The sequence below is a fragment of the Paenarthrobacter sp. NPDC089322 genome (assembly GCF_040684895.1).
Taxonomy (GTDB): Bacteria; Actinomycetota; Actinomycetes; order Actinomycetales; family Micrococcaceae; genus Arthrobacter.
Genome location: NZ_JBFBGW010000008.1, coordinates 1 through 16603 on the forward strand (window position 1 = coordinate 1; position 16603 = coordinate 16603).

Annotated in this window: 15 protein-coding genes; 10 read left to right on the top strand and 5 right to left on the bottom strand. The window is 61.7% G+C overall.

Features of this window, described 5'->3' with window-relative positions; translation table 11 throughout:
* From AB0N65_RS10215 to AB0N65_RS10240, 6 genes are all read left to right on the top strand, one after another.
* Nucleotides 1-303: ATP-binding cassette domain-containing protein (locus AB0N65_RS10215; RefSeq protein WP_364160737.1), on the top strand; the 303-nt coding region annotated here is incomplete at its 5' end.
* A gap of 364 nt (nt 304-667) precedes the next feature.
* Entirely contained in the window at nt 668-2836 is a 2169-nt protein-coding gene (locus AB0N65_RS10220) for a glycogen debranching N-terminal domain-containing protein (protein WP_364160739.1), read from the top strand.
* A 46-nt stretch (nt 2837-2882) separates the two neighbouring features.
* Complete coding sequence (locus AB0N65_RS10225; RefSeq protein ID WP_364160741.1) at nt 2883-3557, top strand: GntR family transcriptional regulator; 675 nt, start codon at nt 2883-2885, stop codon at nt 3555-3557.
* Nucleotides 3558-3653: 96 nt separating this feature from the next.
* Nucleotides 3654-4712 (top strand): phosphotransferase, encoded by a 1059-nt coding sequence (locus AB0N65_RS10230; protein WP_364160743.1) that lies wholly within the window; start codon nt 3654-3656, stop codon nt 4710-4712.
* Between the two features lie 26 nt (nt 4713-4738).
* A complete protein-coding gene (locus AB0N65_RS10235) occupies nt 4739-6100 on the top strand; it encodes an aspartate aminotransferase family protein (protein WP_364160745.1) in 1362 nt (453 codons plus the stop codon).
* Between the two features lie 214 nt (nt 6101-6314).
* Complete coding sequence (locus AB0N65_RS10240) at nt 6315-7655, top strand: MFS transporter (RefSeq protein ID WP_364161037.1); 1341 nt, start codon at nt 6315-6317, stop codon at nt 7653-7655.
* A gap of 13 nt (nt 7656-7668) precedes the next feature.
* Here the strand turns inward: AB0N65_RS10240 and AB0N65_RS10245 are convergent, their stop codons facing one another.
* Complete coding sequence (locus tag AB0N65_RS10245; RefSeq protein ID WP_364160747.1) at nt 7669-8124, bottom strand: SRPBCC family protein; 456 nt, start codon at nt 8122-8124, stop codon at nt 7669-7671.
* Between the two features lie 201 nt (nt 8125-8325).
* On the opposite strand from AB0N65_RS10245, the gene AB0N65_RS10250 reads away from it, so the two are divergent.
* Together AB0N65_RS10250 and AB0N65_RS10255 are read left to right on the top strand one after the other, a co-directional pair.
* The gene (locus AB0N65_RS10250; protein ID WP_364160749.1) at nt 8326-9255 is read left to right on the top strand and encodes an ABC transporter substrate-binding protein; all 930 of its coding nucleotides are present in this window, start codon (nt 8326-8328) and stop codon (nt 9253-9255) included.
* Nucleotides 9256-9473: 218 nt separating this feature from the next.
* Nucleotides 9474-10919 carry an amino acid permease gene (locus tag AB0N65_RS10255; protein WP_364160751.1) on the top strand — a complete coding sequence of 482 codons (1446 nt, stop codon included), beginning with the start codon at nt 9474-9476 and terminating at the stop codon, nt 10917-10919.
* Nucleotides 10920-10978: 59 nt separating this feature from the next.
* Here the strand turns inward: AB0N65_RS10255 and AB0N65_RS10260 are convergent, their stop codons facing one another.
* The gene (locus AB0N65_RS10260) at nt 10979-11842 is read right to left on the bottom strand and encodes an SDR family oxidoreductase (RefSeq protein WP_364160753.1); all 864 of its coding nucleotides are present in this window, start codon (nt 11840-11842) and stop codon (nt 10979-10981) included.
* A 105-nt stretch (nt 11843-11947) separates the two neighbouring features.
* Here AB0N65_RS10260 and AB0N65_RS10265 point away from each other — a divergent pair, with 105 nt between their 5' ends.
* Entirely contained in the window at nt 11948-12334 is a 387-nt protein-coding gene (locus AB0N65_RS10265; RefSeq protein WP_364160755.1) for a helix-turn-helix domain-containing protein, read from the top strand.
* Between the two features lie 58 nt (nt 12335-12392).
* Here AB0N65_RS10265 and AB0N65_RS10270 read toward each other — a convergent pair whose 3' ends face one another.
* Together AB0N65_RS10270 and AB0N65_RS10275 are read right to left on the bottom strand one after the other, a co-directional pair.
* The gene (locus AB0N65_RS10270) at nt 12393-13142 is read right to left on the bottom strand and encodes a 3-hydroxybutyrate dehydrogenase (RefSeq protein ID WP_364160757.1); all 750 of its coding nucleotides are present in this window, start codon (nt 13140-13142) and stop codon (nt 12393-12395) included.
* Between the two features lie 3 nt (nt 13143-13145).
* Complete coding sequence (locus AB0N65_RS10275) at nt 13146-14537, bottom strand: MFS transporter (RefSeq protein WP_364160759.1); 1392 nt, start codon at nt 14535-14537, stop codon at nt 13146-13148.
* 158 nt (nt 14538-14695) lie between these two features.
* Between AB0N65_RS10275 and AB0N65_RS10280 the strand changes: the two genes are divergently transcribed.
* Nucleotides 14696-15586, top strand: coding sequence for a LysR family transcriptional regulator (locus tag AB0N65_RS10280; RefSeq protein WP_364160761.1), 891 nt, complete (start codon nt 14696-14698; stop codon nt 15584-15586).
* A 73-nt stretch (nt 15587-15659) separates the two neighbouring features.
* Here AB0N65_RS10280 and AB0N65_RS10285 read toward each other — a convergent pair whose 3' ends face one another.
* Nucleotides 15660-16544 carry a fused MFS/spermidine synthase gene (locus AB0N65_RS10285; protein WP_364160763.1) on the bottom strand — a complete coding sequence of 295 codons (885 nt, stop codon included), beginning with the start codon at nt 16542-16544 and terminating at the stop codon, nt 15660-15662.
* Nucleotides 16545-16603: the final 59 nt, after the last annotated feature.

The window sequence follows — 16603 nt, forward strand, 5'->3', positions numbered from 1 at the left end:
CAACAACAACGCGTCGCGATCGCCCGCTCCCTGGCCATGGACCCCGACATCATCCTCTTCGACGAACCCACCTCAGCCCTGGACCCCGAAAAAGTCGGCGAAGTCCTGGCCGTCATGCAAGACCTCGCCAAAAAAGGCATGACCATGGTCGTCGTCACCCACGAAATGGGCTTCGCCCGCGAAGTCGCCAACACCCTGCTCTTCATGGACGAAGGAGTAGTCGTCGAACGCGGCGACGCACGACAAATCCTCACCAACCCCCAAGAACCCCGCACCCAAGCCTTCCTGAAGCAGGTCCTCTAAACCATGGACGCGACCTGCACGAAATGCAGGAAGTGTCCATGAAGAGATGATGCTTAGCCTGATAACGCTCATCGCCGCCGGACTCCTCACCAGTGCACTCAGCTTCGTGCAGGCGCCGCGGCGGTCGGTGCGAAGGGGCCATCGGAGAAGCTCCCATGGCTCCTCGCTACTCCAACTCTCTGCCGGGTTGCTTGCCTTGGCCTCCGTTCTGGTTGTCGTCAACCTGCAGCTCGGGATACGCCACTGACGCGGGAGGCGCGCTGGCCTGTGGAATCCCGAAGCAAGCAAGAGTAGCGTCGAGGGAACATGACCGCAGCGCGCAAGTGATCCGCGGGGTGGTTTGGTTTTCTTCGAGGAGGCCGGCATGGCTGGGTGGAACGCAGACACGGCGGCCGGGCCGCTTGGACCTGGAACCGTCACCTTGGTGGAGGGCTCGTCGTTCTGCATCTCCCTGCCGAATGGAGACATGCATGCGGAATTGCCGCATGGAACCTTCTATCAAGACACCCGTATCCTGTCGCGCTGGAGCCTCACGGTGGACGACCAGCCGCTTGAGCCACTCGCCGCGGAAATCAAAGAACCGTACCGTGCACTGTTTGCGGGGCGGGTCATCAGATCGGACGGCTACGCCGACAGCCCGCTGATCGTGGAACGGCTACGAGAAGTCGGTGCCGGCATCCAGGAACAAATCACCGTTCGAAACTTTTCTTTGGAACCGGCCGAATGCGTGATCTCAATACGGCCCGAAGCGGATTTTGCCGATCTCTTCGAGGTCAAGGAGGCTCGCATCCAGCGTCGCTGGGAGCAAACGCGCAGCGTCGACGGCGATTCGCTGGCGATCAACGGGACATGGCAGGACATCAGGAAGGGCATCGTGGTGCAGGCTCCGGGCGCCGACGTCACGCAGGACGCTTTGTCGTACCGCGTGTCCGTGGGAGCACGCAGCCAGTGGAGTACGATTCTCACGGTCGTCCCCAGCAGTGACGCCGCAAGTCCCCCGCCGCCGTCGTTCATGCACCCGACCGAAAAGGGGAGCCTTTCACCGCGCGACCGCCGGCACCTCGAGTGGGTGGCAAAGATCCCCAGGATTCATATGGGAAACCACTCCATCGAACGGACACTCCGGCGAAGCTATGACGACCTTGGCGCCCTTCGAATCGAGGATCCCAACCACCCCGAGCGTGTGGTCGTAGCCGCCGGGGCACCCTGGTTCATGACGCTGTTCGGCCGCGACTCATTGTGGGCCTCAGAAATGGCCGTGGTGGTGGACCCCTCCCTTGCCCTTGGCACTCTTCAGACCCTCGCAGACCGTCAAGGCAGCGTGGTGGACCCCATCAGTGAGGAGGAACCCGGCAAAATCCTCCATGAGGTCAGGCTCGATGTCTCCAGCGGCCTGTCACTTGGCGGTAAGCACATCTACTATGGCAGCGTCGATGCCACCCCGTTGTTCGTGACCATCCTTGGAACCGTTAGCCGGTGGGGCTTTGCAAAAGACACCATCGCTGCCCTGCTCCCCCACGCCGACCGCGCACTCGACTGGATCCGCAACTACGGCGACCGGGACGGCGACGGATTCGTGGAATACGAACGCCTCAATCCGAGAGGCCTCCTCAACCAAGGCTGGAAGGACTCCTGGGACGGCATCAATTTCGCTGACGGCACTATGGCAGAAGGCCCGATCGCCCTCTGTGAGGTCCAGGCTTATGTCTACGACGCCTTCATGGCGCGTTCCTGGATAGCCTACGACGCCGGTGACACGGCTTTGGGTGCAAGGCTCGCCGATGAAGCGGCTCAACTTAAGAAGCGTTTTAACGAACAGTTCTGGATCCCGGAACGCGGTTACTTCGCCATCGCACTGGACGGAAAGAAGCGGCAGGTCGACGCGAAGGCATCGAACATGGGCCATTGCCTGTGGACGGGTCTCGTGGACGAGGACAAAGCTGCCGATGTAGCCGAACATCTCATGTCTCCGGAAATGTTCAGCGGTTGGGGCATCCGCACCCTCGCCACCGACATGGGCGCCTACAACCCTGCCAGTTACCACAATGGATCGGTCTGGCCGCATGACAATGCCGTAATTGTGGCCGGCCTGCTCCGCTACGGATTCGTGGAGCAAGCACAACGGATCTCCACTGCTTTGCTTGAGGCTGCCGACTTCTCGGGGGGCCGCCTTCCGGAGTTGTTTTGCGGCTTCAGCCGTGAACAGTTCGCCGAGCCTGTGGCTTACCCAACGGCATGCTCTCCCCAGGCATGGGCAGCAACCACACCCTTGCAGCTCATAACAAGCCTGATGCGGTATGACACCCACGTTTCACGTGGGGGATTCTGGATGGATCCCGTTCTACCGGAATCCTACGGCGACCTGCACATCAGCAACGCCCCCATGGCTGGCGGTCGGATCACCATCGATATCGCCGACTCCGTTCCAATCGTCCAGGGTCTTCCTGAAGGCATGGTGTTTCACAAAGGGCAGAGGCCGTATCTGGCTGAACTCGTGAAGCAGGCTGGTGAGCATGGAAAAGGCGCCGGCTAATTATGGTCAACTGCCCTACAGTCGACGATCTGTGTAGGATTGGGGCATGGTCCAGCAGATTGAGATAGTTCATTCGTCCACCGTCCAGCAGGTGGCGGACGGTCTCACTGCCATGATCCTCAACGGGAGACTGAAGCCGGGCGAAAGACTCCGGGAAAGCGTCCTGGCGGATAACCTTCAACTTTCCCGCAATACGGTCCGCGAAGCTGTCCGTATTGTCCAGGCGGGGGGGCTCATCCGCCACCGCGCGAATCACGGCGCCATGGTGTGGGACCCCACCGACGCCGAAATCATGGACGTCTACAACGCCCGCTATTACTTGGAAACCACTGCCGCCCGCAGCATTACCGAAAGCACGTCCCTTACCGAGGTCCATGAAGCCATGGAGGAATTCCGGGCAGTCCTGAGAAGCGGGGATCCCTTCAAGATCGTAGAGAAGGACCTTGCGATCCACACGGCCATTGTTGGCCTGCTCGGCAGCCAGAAGTTAATAACCTTCTACCAACAGCTGGTTACGGAGCTCCGTTACTTCATGTACGTGCTCTCCACTGCGAAACACGAGTATGAAGATCCGGACGCCCTGGAGGCGGAACACGAGAACATCATCGCGGCCCTGGAGTCCCGGGATCCGGTTCTGGCCGAAAAGGTAGTGTCGGAAACCATCATTGAATACCGCGATGTCATCCGGCAGATCATCGCCAAGAGGCACTCGACGAGCTGACGTCTCCGCTGGCGCCCTGGTTCATTGCCAGACTCTAGCGAAGCTGTCATACTGTTTACTGTTGAACAGTAGAACAAACTGAGTGGAGCCTGTGACATGGACGTCAGAACTGACTCTGAATTTATCGACGCCGTTGCCAATGAAAGCGGGCTTCTCGCCGAACAGATTCAGCTCCCCGACCCGGCGGTGCTGCAGCTTCTCGAATCGTTCTACGGCCTGAGGGGAACCCTTTCCCGGATTCCCACGGAGAAGGACGAAACGTTCCGCCTGCACAGCGGAGACGAGATCTACCTCGTCAAAATCTCCTCCCCCGACGAAGACCCGGCCATCGTGCACCTCCAAACCGCATGCATGGAGCACGTCGAACGCGCTGCGCCCGAGCTACCCGTGCAACGACTCGTCAAGAGCCTCGAAGGACGCCCCGAAGTTCACCTCCCGACATTCACGGGGCCTTATGACCGGGTCCTTCGGGTAATGCGTTTCATGCCTGGAAACCTTCTCGCCAACCACGCGGCATCACCTGGCCAACTTCAACTCTGTGGATCGGCGCTCGCGCACCTGGGTTACGCCCTGCAGGACTTCGATCATCCACGCGCTGACCGGATGCTTCTCTGGGACCTGAAGCATTTTCACCGGATGCGCCCTCTTCTGGAGCATGTCGAGGAGAAACAAAAGCGCGATCTGGCCGAAAGCATTTTCGACCAGTTCGACACCACGGTGGTTCCGCTTCTGGACACCCTGACATCCCAGGTCGTGCACGGAGACTTCAGCCCGTTCAACGTACTCGTCAATCCCCAGGATCCAGGCTTCGTGACCGGGGTTATCGATTTCGGTGACGTCGTCCGCACTCCGGTGATCTTCGACATCAGTGTTGCCATGGCCAACCATTTGGGCACAGATCCCAACCACCCATGGGAGCACGCACTCGGCATCATGGACGGCTACCGGACCGCCCGACCCCTGCCTGTCCACGAGCTTGAGGCCCTGGCTGTGACAGCGCCGGCCCGGCTTCTCCTGCGGGCCTTGATTTCGCAATGGCGCGCAATCCTACGCCCCGAGACACGCGATTACCTCCTCTCCCATTCCAAGACGGACTGGGACCGGCTCGCCGCCACAGCAGCATCGCCTGCGCCACGTATCCCCTTTACACTCTGAACCCGCTACCTAGCCCAGGAGTCACCATGGCCATCTCTTCGGAGACCATCCGCAAGCCGTCCAAACCCATGGTCAACGGCTTTGATCCCGATCGCGTCGGGGAACTGCCGGATGAAGTCCAGAAAAGCATTCGACGGCGGGAAAAGAGTCTCGGACCCGGTTACCGCCTTTTTTACAATGAGCCGGTGGAAGTGGTTCGCGGCAAAGGCGTCACACTGTTTGACCGCGACGGAAACGAGTATTTGGACGTTTACAACAATGTCCCCTGCGTGGGCCATGCCCACCCCCGCGTCGTTGCCGCGGTCCACGAGCAGATGCAGACCCTGAACACCAATACGCGCTACATCCAGGAGTCGATCCTCGATTACTCCGAGCAACTCCTTTCCACCTTCCCCTCGCCGCTCGGCCATGTCATGTACACCTGCACGGGTTCCGAGGCGAATGACCTTGCCATGCGCGTGGCCAAGTATGCGACAGGCCACCAAGGCATCATCGTCACGTCCGGGGCTTACCACGGCCTGACCGCAGAAGTAGCATCCTTCTCCCCCTCGTTGGGCGTTGGCGTGCCCTTGGGCGCCAATGTCAGGGTCATCGACGCCCCCGATGCTCTCCGCTACTCCTCAGACAACGAAACCCTGGAGGAGCACCTGCGGACACAAGTTCGCAGCGCCATCGCAGACCTGCACCGTCACGGAATTGGCCTGGCCGCCTTTATTGCGGACAGCATTTTCTCGTCGGATGGCATCTTCGCCGGCCCCACGGGCTTCCTGCGCCCCATTGTGGAAGAAGTCCATGCAGCAGGCGGGCTTTACATCGCCGACGAAGTCCAGCCGGGCTTCGGCCGGACAGGTGAAGAATGGTGGGGCTTCCAACGCCACGGAATCGTTCCCGATATCGTCACCATGGGCAAGCCCATGGGTAACGGAATCCCCATCGCCGCAGCTGTCTTCAAGCCGGAGTTGCTCCAGGAGTTCGGCAAGAACATCCGCTACTTCAACACGTTCGGCGGAAACTCCGTTGCCATCGCGGCAGCACAGGCAGTCCTGGATGTGCTCCGCGAAGAGTCTTTGATGGAAAACTCGCTCAAAGTAGGCGGGAAGATCCTTACCGAGTTGAAGCAGGTCACCCAGGGCTTGGAGCAAGTTGCGGAAGTCCGGGGAAGCGGACTGTTCGTGGGCGTTGACCTTGTCACCGACCGTGCGACGCTGACACCCGATGGAGACACGGCATCTGCCATCGTGAACAGGCTTCGGCAGGAGCGCATCCTCATTTCAGCATCGGGCGCCCAAGGCAATGTCCTGAAACTGCGTCCCCCGATGCCATTCTCCATGTCTGATGCAGACCGCCTGATCGACGCCTTGGAGCGGGCCTTCAAGGTCCTGCGCTGAGTTCATCCGTCCCAGCTGACGGCTGGCAAAAGCCGCAAAGGGAGTGCCTTCTTCCCAGAGAAGGCACTCCCTTTCCGCATACCTCCATAGACGTCTCACATGATGGTCACCCACTCTTTAATGCGAATGATTCTTGATAAAATTGACCTCATTCAGCAACCCGAGAGGACCAGCCCGTGCACCACTTCGTGAGCCTTAGGTGAGAGTGACAACAATGCGGCGGCCTACGGCAAAGCGCGCCCGGGGTCGCGAGGGGAACGCTGAACCGGCGGCGCAGTTGCTGCTGTCCAGCCAACTCATCTTCAACATCGGCTTTTACGCGGTAGTGCCCTTTCTCGCGGTTGCCATGCGGGATGACTTCGGCATGGGCGCCATGGCAATCGGAATCGTCCTGGGCGCACGTACTTTCGCCCAACAGGGCCTGTTCCTCTTCGGCGGTGCGCTTTCCGACAAATGGGGCGCCCGGCAGTCGATGATCATGGGATGCCTGGTACGTATCGCCGGGTTTCTCACTCTGGCCTGGGCAACGGATTTTCCGATGTTTCTCATCGGGGCCGTAGTCACGGGGATTGGCGGAGCACTCTTTTCCCCAGCGCTCCAAAGCCTCGTGGGCGCGGCCGCTGCCCGGGATTCCACCACGAACAACACTGCGGACGGCCCCGGCGACCAGGACACGGGCAAAAAGAACAAAGGATCCTCGCTCTTTGCCCTGGTGGTGGTCTGCGGTGAGGTCGGCGCCGTTGTCGGCCCCCTGCTGGGTTCCCTTCTGCTCCATACCGGATTCGACACCTCCCTCCTGACAGGAGCCGCAGTCTTTGCGCTGATGGCCGGAGTCTTCTGGCTCTTCCTGCCCAAGACCCCCGCCCAGGCGTCCGCAACCGCCGCCAAACCGCCCAACTCTGTTCCGCCGTCGGGCCTTTGGTCCTGCCTGCGGGAGAAAAGATTCATCGGGTTCGCCGCCTTCTACAGCGTGAATCTCCTGGCCGCCAACCAGCTGTACTTTGGCCTTCCGGTGGAACTGGAACGCAGCGGTGCCGGCACCAGCAATCTGGCTGTCGTCTTTGCGTACGCTTCCCTCCTCACCATCACCCTCCAGTGGCCGATTGCACGGCTCATGCGCAAGGCAGGACCGGAAACAGCGCTACCCCTTGGGTTTTCCCTTCAAGCCTTGGGCTTCGCATCCCTCACGGCACTGGCTGTCTTCCCGCCGCCGGGTCTCCTTCCGGTCCTTCCCGCGATGCTGCTGGTGACAGGGCTTGCGCTCGGAAACATGTGCGTGATGCCCATGGCCATGGGATTGGTGCTGGAGTTCTCTGCCGGGCGTCCCACCGGCGCCTACTACGGGATGCTGGCCAGCGCCGGAGGGCTTGCCGTCGTCACAGGCAACGCGGCTTTGGCGCCCCTGTACGAATACGCCACCACACCGTCCATCACGGCAGCTGCTCCTTGGCTCCTAATGACCCTGCTGGGGGTGGTGTCCGCAGTGTTTATTGGCAAATTTATCCCTGGATCTTCCGCCAGGGCTGCAGCCCGGCGAAAGCTCCACACGGTATAGGGACGGCGTCGGGCTAGCGCATCGAAGGCCGGCCCCCTGGCCCCGACGCTTCGCGCTCGACCAACTGCCGGAAAGCCTCCAGTTCACCCCGGAAGCTCCCGCGGTAAGACCCCGTGGCGAAGATCCTCGCGAAAATTGCCGCCACGAACCCGCGGGTTACGAACGTCTGGCGGATGCGGGTGCCCTCTCCTTCGGCTGTGAACGTCACGTCGGATTCGCCCTTCAGGATCGCGTTGCCGAACCGTGTTCGAAGGTGCCAGGGCCGCTCGACCGCGAGGATCTCCGTGGGGCTGGCCATCCGCCCAAACCACACCGTGTAGCGGCTACCGGGCTTGTCGATCGGACCGGAACGGTCGGTCACACGGGTGACTCCACCGATCCACTCATGGAAGCGGTCAAGGTCGGTCCAGGTTGCGAAGACCCGCTCCGGCGGGGCCGCGACAAACGTCGAAACGCGGTGCGTTGCCATAGGTCCAGCATGGACTCATCGCTGCGTGAAAGCGAGGCCGCAAAAAAATCTTCTGCTCAATTGTTGACAGTTGAGCAGTTGAGGAGTTTTATATGAGTAGAGGTCATGAGATCCAGATCACAGCGCTCCTGACCGCGGAAATCTCCCCATACTCGCATCCATTCGGCACTACCCATGCCGGACCATTTGAAGGGAAGCACCATGAAGACCCTAGGTAAAATCCAGACCGCGGCCGCAGGGCTTGCCGTTCTGCTGGCCCTTAGCGCCTGTGGCGGTACGGCGACCGGCAGCCAGGGAACGGCCACGGAAGCATCAAAGACCAACAACACCACGGACATCTCCGAGGGCATCCAGCCTGATGCTGCTGCAGTGGCGCTGCTGCCGGAGTCCTTCAAGGCCAAGGGCGAGCTCACGGTCGCGATGGACCTGCACTACCCACCCACCACCTTCCTCGCCGAGGACAACACCACCCCGATCGGCCTGAACCCGGACGTCGCCCGCCTCATCGCCAAGAAACTGGACCTGAAGCTGAAGTTCGTGGACACGAAGTTCGACACGATCATCCCCGGCCTGGACGGCGGCCGCTATGACTTCACCGCCACCACGATGTCCAAGACCGAGGAACGCCTCAAGGTGCTGGACATGATCGACTACTTCAAGGCCGGCTCCTCCGTTGTTGCCGCTGCGGGCAACCCGCAGAAACTCACCGTTGAGACCCTGTGCGGGAAGAACATCGCCGTCACCCAGGGCTCCACCGGACAGCTCAAGCGCCTCCCGGCCCTGAACGAGCAGACCTGCACCTCCAAGGGACAGCCGGCCATCAACGCCGTGACGCTTCCCAACATCCAGGAAGCCCTCACCCAGCTGCACTCCAAGCGGATCGACGGCATCCTCTACGACACCACCTCGCTTGGCTGGGCAGCCAAGCAGCAGCCCAACTCCTTCACGATGCTCGGCCGCGTCAACGTCGGCTCCAGCGACCTGACCGCCGTCGGCCTGAAGAAGGGCTCCCCCCTGACCCCGGCCATGCAGAAGGCCATCCAGTCAGTCCTCGAAACCCCGGAATACAAGAAGTCCCTGGAGACCTGGGGTCTCGAATCCGGAGCCATCACCGACGCCAAACTCAACTGACACACGAGGAGTCATCGAGAGGAGGCCAGGTCCATTTGGATCTGGCCTCCTTTGTCATCTCGCCGGCCGACAGGATCTACATAAGACGCATCGGCACCTCGGGGAGCACCCGATTGTCTGCGATCGAAGACAGCAACCATCCGTGAGACCGATCACAAGGTCGCCAAAAGTGATCTGCTGGATAGCGATCCCCTCCCAAAGACGAGAAGGTTTTACCCATGCAACAAACCACGCTGGCTCCAAAGGACTCTGTCCTCCAAGCCGCCGGTACGGCGCTCAACCGCGGCCTCAACGTCCGTCATATCCGATTCATGGCGCTCGGATCCGCCATCGGCACGGGGCTCTTCTACGGCTCAGCCTCCGCAATTCAAAAAGCCGGCCCAGCCGTCCTGCTCGCCTACATCATCGGCGGCGCGGCCGTGTTCATGGTGATGCGCGCGCTCGGTGAGATGGCCGTTCGGCACCCCGTCTCCGGCTCGTTCGGCCAGTACGCAAGCCGTTATCTGGGTCCGTTCGCCGGCTTCGTGACCGGTTGGACCTACGTCTTCGAGATGGCCATCGTGGCTATCGCCGACGTCACTGCCTTCAGCATCTACATGGGCTTCTGGTTCCCGCAGGTGGACAGATGGATTTGGGTCCTCGCGATCATCCTGTTCCTCGGAGCCATGAACCTGTTAAGCGTGAAAGTCTTCGGCGAACTCGAGTTCTGGTTCTCCCTCATCAAAGTGGTGGCGATTATCGCCATGATCGTCGGAGGCGCGGCGATCGTCGTTTTCGGCTTCCAAACCGGGAACGACGGCGGCGGCGTGGCACCCGGACTGGGGAACCTCGTCGACCACGGCGGTTTGTTCCCGAACGGTTTCGAAGGGCTCTTGGCCGCGTTCGCCGTCGTGATGTTTGCGTTCGGCGGGATCGAGACGATCGGCATCACAGCGGGCGAAGCCGCCGACCCCAGGAAGGTCATTCCGCAGGCCGTCAACACCGTGCCGGTCCGCGTCCTGCTGTTCTATGTACTGACTTTGGGCGTGCTGATGAGCATCTTCCCTTGGAACGAGATCGGCAGCAACGGGAGTCCCTTTGTGCAGATCTTCGATGGCCTGGGCATCCCCGCCGCTCCGCACATTCTCAACGCCGTGGTGATCACGGCAGCCCTGAGCGCAATCAACAGCGACATCTTCGGTGCCGGCCGCATCCTGTTCGGCCTGGCCCAGCAGGGTCACGCACCCAAGAGCTTCGGCAAGATCTCCCGCCACGGCGTGCCGTGGATGACCGTGGTGATGATGGGCTGCATCCTCCTGGTAGGTGTGGTGCTGAATGCCGTCATTCCCGAGGATGTCTTTGTCCTGATTGCGTCGATCGCAACCTTCGCCACAGTGTGGGTGTGGGTCATGATTCTTGCCTCGCACGTGGCCATGAAACGCGAGATCAAACTGAAGGGCCTCCCGGCGTCGGAGTTCGGTTCCCCGTTGTGGCCTGCAGCGTCGATCCTCACCATGGGATTCATGGCAATGGTGATCGTGATCCTCGGCGTCTTCGAGGACACCCGCGTGGCGCTCTACGTGGGCGCAACCTGGCTTGGGCTCTTGTTCGTGGCCTACAAGCTCTGGGTCCGCGGCGGGGGTCTCCGTCGGGCTGAACTGGTTGACGAGACTGCGCCCAGATGACAGTTAATGCCAATGTTCGACGCGAACATTGGCATTAACTGTCATCTCGCGAGGGTTTCCTAGACTGATGCCGCAGCTGTTCGCACTGCTTCTGCCAGGGAGGTCGCCGGGCGCCCGATCAGTTTGCGCAGGTCCCCGCCGGTTACCAGGAGGTCACCGCGGGCGACGCCGAGGTCGGTATCAGCGAGGATCTCGGCGAAGGGTTGAGGCACACCCGCTCCTACCAACACTCCCGCGTAATCGCCGGCAGGAAGGTTGTTGTAGGTGATGGTCCGGCCGGTTGCCGCACTGATTTCAGCTGCGAGTTCGGCCATCGTGAAGGGGTCATCCCCACCCAGCTCATAGACCTTTCCCGCTTGGTCCTCGGCCACCAGCACGGCTGCTGCGGCGTGGGCATAGTCGGCGCGGGCGGCTCCACTGACTCTGCCATCTCCTGCGCTACCGGCAAGCGCCCCCTGAGCCAGGGTGCCGGGCAGCTGCTCGGTGTAGTTCTCCAGGTACCAGCCGTTGCGCAGGAGCACGAAGGGGACACCGGACTCCTTGAGGATGGCCTCGGTGGCCTGGTGCTCGGCCGCCAGTTTCATCCCTGTGGTTCCGGCGTTGGCGACGCTTGTGTAGGCGAGCAGTTCGACACCTTCGGCCTTGGCTGCCTGGATCACGGTGCGGTGCTGCTCGACACGCTGCCCGATAGCGTTGCCCGAGATCAGCAGGACCTTGGTCGCTCCTCTCAATGCCTCGGCTACAGAGGCAGCGTCCTCGTAGTCCATGGTCCTGACGTGAACACCGCTGGCGGCGAACCCGGCCAGCTTCTCGACGGACCGGCCTGTGGCAATGATGTCCCGGGCAGGAACCTCCCTCTCCAAGAGGGCCTCCACGACGTGACGGCCCAACTGTCCGGTGGCTCCGGTGATGACGATGCTCATGGGTGTTTCCTTTCACGGTTTTATTGCTGCGGTCACCGTGGACAACGAGCCGCTATTGCAAAAACTTCCCAAAAGAGAGTACGCACTTTGAGGTAAGGTACTGACATGAAAGTAAGTACCCTACCCGCTCCGCTTCCCATCAGCGTGGCCGACGGAGTCTTTCCCGCGGGCTGCCCGAGCCGCATTGTCCTGGACCACATCACCAGCAAGTGGGGAGTCCTGATCCTGTTGTCGCTCTCCGAAGGCCAGCAGCGATGGAGCGAACTCCGCCGCCGGGCCGACGGAATCAGCGAGAAAATGCTGGCACAAACGCTCAAGACCCTCGAGAAGGACGGCTTGATCCGCCGCGACGCCCAGCCTGTCATCCCACCCCGCGTGGACTACAGTCTGACCGAACGCGGAGTTGAGCTCACAGAGTTGCTTATCCCCCTGGTCACGTGGGCCTACGAAAACGCGGAGCAGGTCCTGAGCGGGCAACGAGATGACAGTTAATGCCAATGTTCGCGTCGAACATTGGCATTAACTGTCATCTCGGGGGGAGCGGGGCTGGTTACCTCGCTGACCAACCGCCATCCATGGTGTAGCTCGCACCGGTAACCATGCCGGCGTCGTCGGAAGCCATCCACGCCGCCAACGACGCAACTTCCTCCACCTCAACAAGGCGCTTCACCGCGGACTCGGTCAGCATCACCTTGGCCAATACCTCTGATTCGGGAATGCCGTGGAGGCGGGCTTGGTCGGCGATCTGGCGCTCCACCAACGGTGTGCGGACGTAGCCGGGGTTGATGCAGTTGGAGGTGACCCCGTGCTCGCCGCCTTCCAAAGCAGTGACCTTGCTCAGCCCTTCAAGCCCATGCTTGGCGGATACGTATGCACTCTTGTAGGCGGACGCCCGGAGGCCGTGGACGGAGGAAATGTTGATGATCCGCCCAAACCCGTTGGCGTACATGTGCGGAAGTGCGGCCCGGATGAGAAGGAACGGGGCCTCCAACATCAAGGAAAGGATCCGCCTGAATTCCAAAGGATCGAACTCCTCGATCGGCGCAACCTTTTGGATTCCGGCGTTGTTGACCAGGATGTCGCAGTCCAGGTTCAGTGCGGCCAAGGAGTCCGTGTCCATCAGGTCCACCGTCCACGCAGTGCCGCCCAGCTCATCGGCAAGGGCCGCAGCTCCGGAGGCATCGACGTCGGCCACTACCACTTTGGCGCCCCGCGCAGCGAGCGCTCGGGCACAGGCGGCCCCGATTCCGCTGGCCCCACCGGTTACGAGGGCTATTCGGCCGTTCAAGGAGTTGTCCATGGATCAGCCTTTCGTGGTTGCAGAGGAAACTGCGAGTCCGTGCTTTTCGGCGTCGGCCTTATCGACGTCCTCCAGTGCGATGCCCTTGGTCTCACGCAACGACAGCACCGCAGCAGCCGTGACAGCGCAGGCGACCACCAGGTAGATGGCGGTGGGAACCCAGGAGCCGGTGTCCTTGAGCCACTGGGTGGCCAGCAGCGGCGCGAGTGAACCGGCAAAGATCGAGGTGACCTGGGAACCGAGTGAAACGCCGGAGTACCGCATACGGGTTGGGAAGAGTTCGGACATGATGGCCGGCTGCCCTGCGTACATGAACGCGTGGAGACAGAGCCCGATGGTCACGGCGAGCACGATAATGACGGCGTTCTTGGTATCGAACATGGGGAAAGCGAAGAACGGCCAGACTGCTCCGGTGATTGCACCCACGAGGTACACGGGCTTGCGACCCCACGAATCCACGAGCCGCCCGACCTGCGGGATGACCAGGAAGTGGATGACGTGGGCGATCAGGAGTGCCAGGAGGAGCGAGGAGGTGTCGTACTTGTGGACGCTCTTGAGGTAGACGATCGCGAAGCTCACCACGAGGTAGTACATGATGTTTTCCGCGAAGCGGAGGCCCATGGCCTGCAGGATGCCTTTGGGGTACTTGCGGATGACTTCACCCACGCCGTAGCTGATGGCCTTGGATTCCTCCACCTGCGCCTTGGCTTCAAGGAAGATCGGTGCCTCGGTGACGTGGGTGCGGATGTAGTAGCCGACGAACACGATCACCGCGGACAACCAGAAAGCTACGCGCCAGCCCCAGCCAAGGAAGGCTTCACTGCTGAGGACGCTGGACATGACGAACAGGACAGTGGTTGCCAGGAGGTTGCCCACGGGCACCGCTGCCTGCGGCCATGATGACCAGAAGCCTCGGGACTTATTGGGGCTGTGCTCAGCCACCAGCAGCACGGCGCCGCCCCACTCGCCACCAAGCGCGAAGCCTTGGATGAACCGGAGCGCCACCAGCATGGCCGGTGCCCAGTACCCGATCTCCACGAAGCCCGGGAGGCAGCCCATGAGGAACGTGGAAACACCCACGATCACGATCGTCAGCTGCAGCGTAGGCTTGCGGCCAAGCTTGTCGCCGATCTGGCCGAACACGATGCCACCGAGCGGGCGGGCGACAAAGCCCACGGCGTAGGTGATGAACGCCTGGATGATGCCGTCCAGTTCGTTGCCGGTGCTGGGGAAGAAGTACTTGCCGAAAACCAGCGTGGCGGCGGTGGCGTACAGGAAGAACTCGTACCACTCCACCACGGTTCCCACCATGGATGCGGCGACGATCTTCTTCAGGCCGGAACCCTTGCCGGAGTCTTTCCCGGCCTTTGATGCGGAGCGCTGCTCTACGCTCATATCCATCTCCTCAGTGTCCTCTTTGACAGTGCCCTTTGGTGTGTGGCCCTCTTGATGCGTGTTGTGATCCACAACACGAAATGCTCCACTGAGTATTGCTGCAGATTTATCGCGCCTCAATGACCAATCAAGCACCCAGCATGTGCAGAATTGCAGATATGAATCCGAACCCGGACGACCTCCTCATCCTCCTTGCCGTCTCGCGCTCAGGAAAATTCACGACGGCGGCCCAGGCCTTGGGGTTGAACCACACCACTGTTTCGCGCAGGATAGCGGCGCTGGAAAAGGCGCTGGGCGGCCGGGTGCTCGCGCGGGCGGCAGGCGGCTGGGAGGTGACCGAGTTGGGCGCCGAGGCCGTGCTCGTCGCCGAGCGGGTCGAAGCTGCGGTGGGCACGCTGGGACCCAGCGACCGTGCGCCCGATCCGATTGCCGGCGTCGTACGCATGACCGCCACCGATGGCTTCAGCGCGTATATCGCGGCACCTGCCGTGGCGCGATTGAGAAAGAAGCATCCCGGGTTGAGCGTGGAGATCGTGACTGTCACGCGGCGGGCGCTGCAGCAGCGCTCCGGCCTGGATATCGAAGTGGTGGTGGGGACGCCGCAGGTGCACCGTGCGGAAGCCATCAGGCTGGGTGAATACCGGCTGGGCATGTACGCGTCGCGCACTTATTTGGCCGACAACGGAAGACCGACGAGCATCGAGGAACTCACCCGGCACCAACTGGTGTACTTTGTGGACTCGATGCTCCAAGTGGACGATCTCGATGCGCCGCGCAGGCTGGTGCCCACGATGCGCGACGGCCTGAGCTCAACCAACGTCTTTGTGCACGTGGAGGCTACCCGGGCGGGGGCAGGCGTGGGATTCCTGCCATGCTTCATGGCCGATCGGCACAAGGACCTGGTGCGACTCCTTCCCTCCGACTTTGCCGAGCTGCTCCCCTACTGGATGGTCCTGCGCCCCGACTCGATGCGCCGACCCGCAGTGGCGGCCGTCGTCCACGCACTGCGGGAGGAAACGGAAAGCCGTCGGGAGGAGCTACTGGGCTGAGTTGCGGGCGCCGAGATGGCACTTAATGACAATCATCGGCGCGGGTACTGTCATTAAATGCCAACTCGGTGGACTAAGCAGAGTCATGACGCACAGGCGTACCTGCAGCGAAGGCCCGCACCTGGGCGTCGTCCCAAATGTGCGCGGGAACGGCGCCGCCCAGGAGCCTGCGGGCCAGGGTGGGGTCATCGCCGAAGGGTACGTGGCTTCCTGCCATGATCATGTTGCCGTAGCGGCGGCCTTTCAGCATGGGCGGGTCGGCGATGATCATGGTGTGCTCGAACGTGTCAGCAATGGTGGCGGCGTCGGCCCGCGCGTTCTTGAGGTCCGGCGCATCTCCGGAGTTGACCACGTAAAGGCCATCCGGGGCGAGGACCGAGTCAGCGTGTGCCGCGAACTCCCGCGTGGTCAACGCGCGTGGGGTGAACGCCCCGGCAAACACATCCCTGATGATGAGGTCGCGGGTGCCGGGCGTGAGGGATTCCGTGACCTGGCGGGCCTCGCCGACGCGGATCCGCATCAACGGCGCTTTGGGCAGCTCGAACCAGCCGCGAACGTACTCTGCGAGCTTCCCGTCCAACTCCACCACCACCTGGCGGGCATCCGGATACGCGGCGTGGAAATACCGCGCCATGGAGCACGCTCCCCCGCCAAGATGCAGCGCCCGAAGCTTGGGCTTGGCTTCCCGCGGCCATCGCGATTCCACGAGTGCCGCGATCCAGCGCATGTATTCGAAGTCCAGGAACAGGGGATCCTCGAGGTCGATGTGGGAGCTCAGCACGCCGTTGATCTTCAGGAGCCAGCCGTTGGTGTTGTCGGGATCAGGAACCAGTTCGCAGTCCCCGGTATCGATGTAGTAGATGCCCGCTACCGGACCGTCAGGCCGGGCGCCGCCGGGCACTTCGATGACTCCCGCCGTCGATCTTTGTGACCTGCTTGCTTTGGTGCGCTTCGCCACTAAATCCGCCCTGCCTGAGTCATGCTCCAAGCCTAGTGGAGGCTTGCAGTGCGCAATTC

What these genes read in the sequence shown, in the direction of transcription:
- AB0N65_RS10220 (WP_364160739.1), top strand. Translation starts at nt 668, where the DNA reads ATGGCTGGGTGGAACGCAGACACGGCGGCCGGGCCGCTTGGACCTGGA.
- AB0N65_RS10225 (WP_364160741.1), top strand. Translation starts at nt 2,883, where the DNA reads ATGGTCCAGCAGATTGAGATAGTTCATTCGTCCACCGTCCAGCAGGTG.
- AB0N65_RS10230 (WP_364160743.1), top strand. Translation starts at nt 3,654, where the DNA reads ATGGACGTCAGAACTGACTCTGAATTTATCGACGCCGTTGCCAATGAA.
- AB0N65_RS10235 (WP_364160745.1), top strand. Translation starts at nt 4,739, where the DNA reads ATGGCCATCTCTTCGGAGACCATCCGCAAGCCGTCCAAACCCATGGTC.
- AB0N65_RS10240 (WP_364161037.1), top strand. Translation starts at nt 6,315, where the DNA reads ATGCGGCGGCCTACGGCAAAGCGCGCCCGGGGTCGCGAGGGGAACGCT.
- AB0N65_RS10245 (WP_364160747.1), bottom strand. Translation starts at nt 8,124, where the DNA reads ATGGCAACGCACCGCGTTTCGACGTTTGTCGCGGCCCCGCCGGAGCGG.
- AB0N65_RS10250 (WP_364160749.1), top strand. Translation starts at nt 8,326, where the DNA reads ATGAAGACCCTAGGTAAAATCCAGACCGCGGCCGCAGGGCTTGCCGTT.
- AB0N65_RS10255 (WP_364160751.1), top strand. Translation starts at nt 9,474, where the DNA reads ATGCAACAAACCACGCTGGCTCCAAAGGACTCTGTCCTCCAAGCCGCC.
- AB0N65_RS10260 (WP_364160753.1), bottom strand. Translation starts at nt 11,842, where the DNA reads ATGAGCATCGTCATCACCGGAGCCACCGGACAGTTGGGCCGTCACGTC.
- AB0N65_RS10265 (WP_364160755.1), top strand. Translation starts at nt 11,948, where the DNA reads ATGAAAGTAAGTACCCTACCCGCTCCGCTTCCCATCAGCGTGGCCGAC.
- AB0N65_RS10270 (WP_364160757.1), bottom strand. Translation starts at nt 13,142, where the DNA reads ATGGACAACTCCTTGAACGGCCGAATAGCCCTCGTAACCGGTGGGGCC.
- AB0N65_RS10275 (WP_364160759.1), bottom strand. Translation starts at nt 14,537, where the DNA reads ATGAGCGTAGAGCAGCGCTCCGCATCAAAGGCCGGGAAAGACTCCGGC.
- AB0N65_RS10280 (WP_364160761.1), top strand. Translation starts at nt 14,696, where the DNA reads ATGAATCCGAACCCGGACGACCTCCTCATCCTCCTTGCCGTCTCGCGC.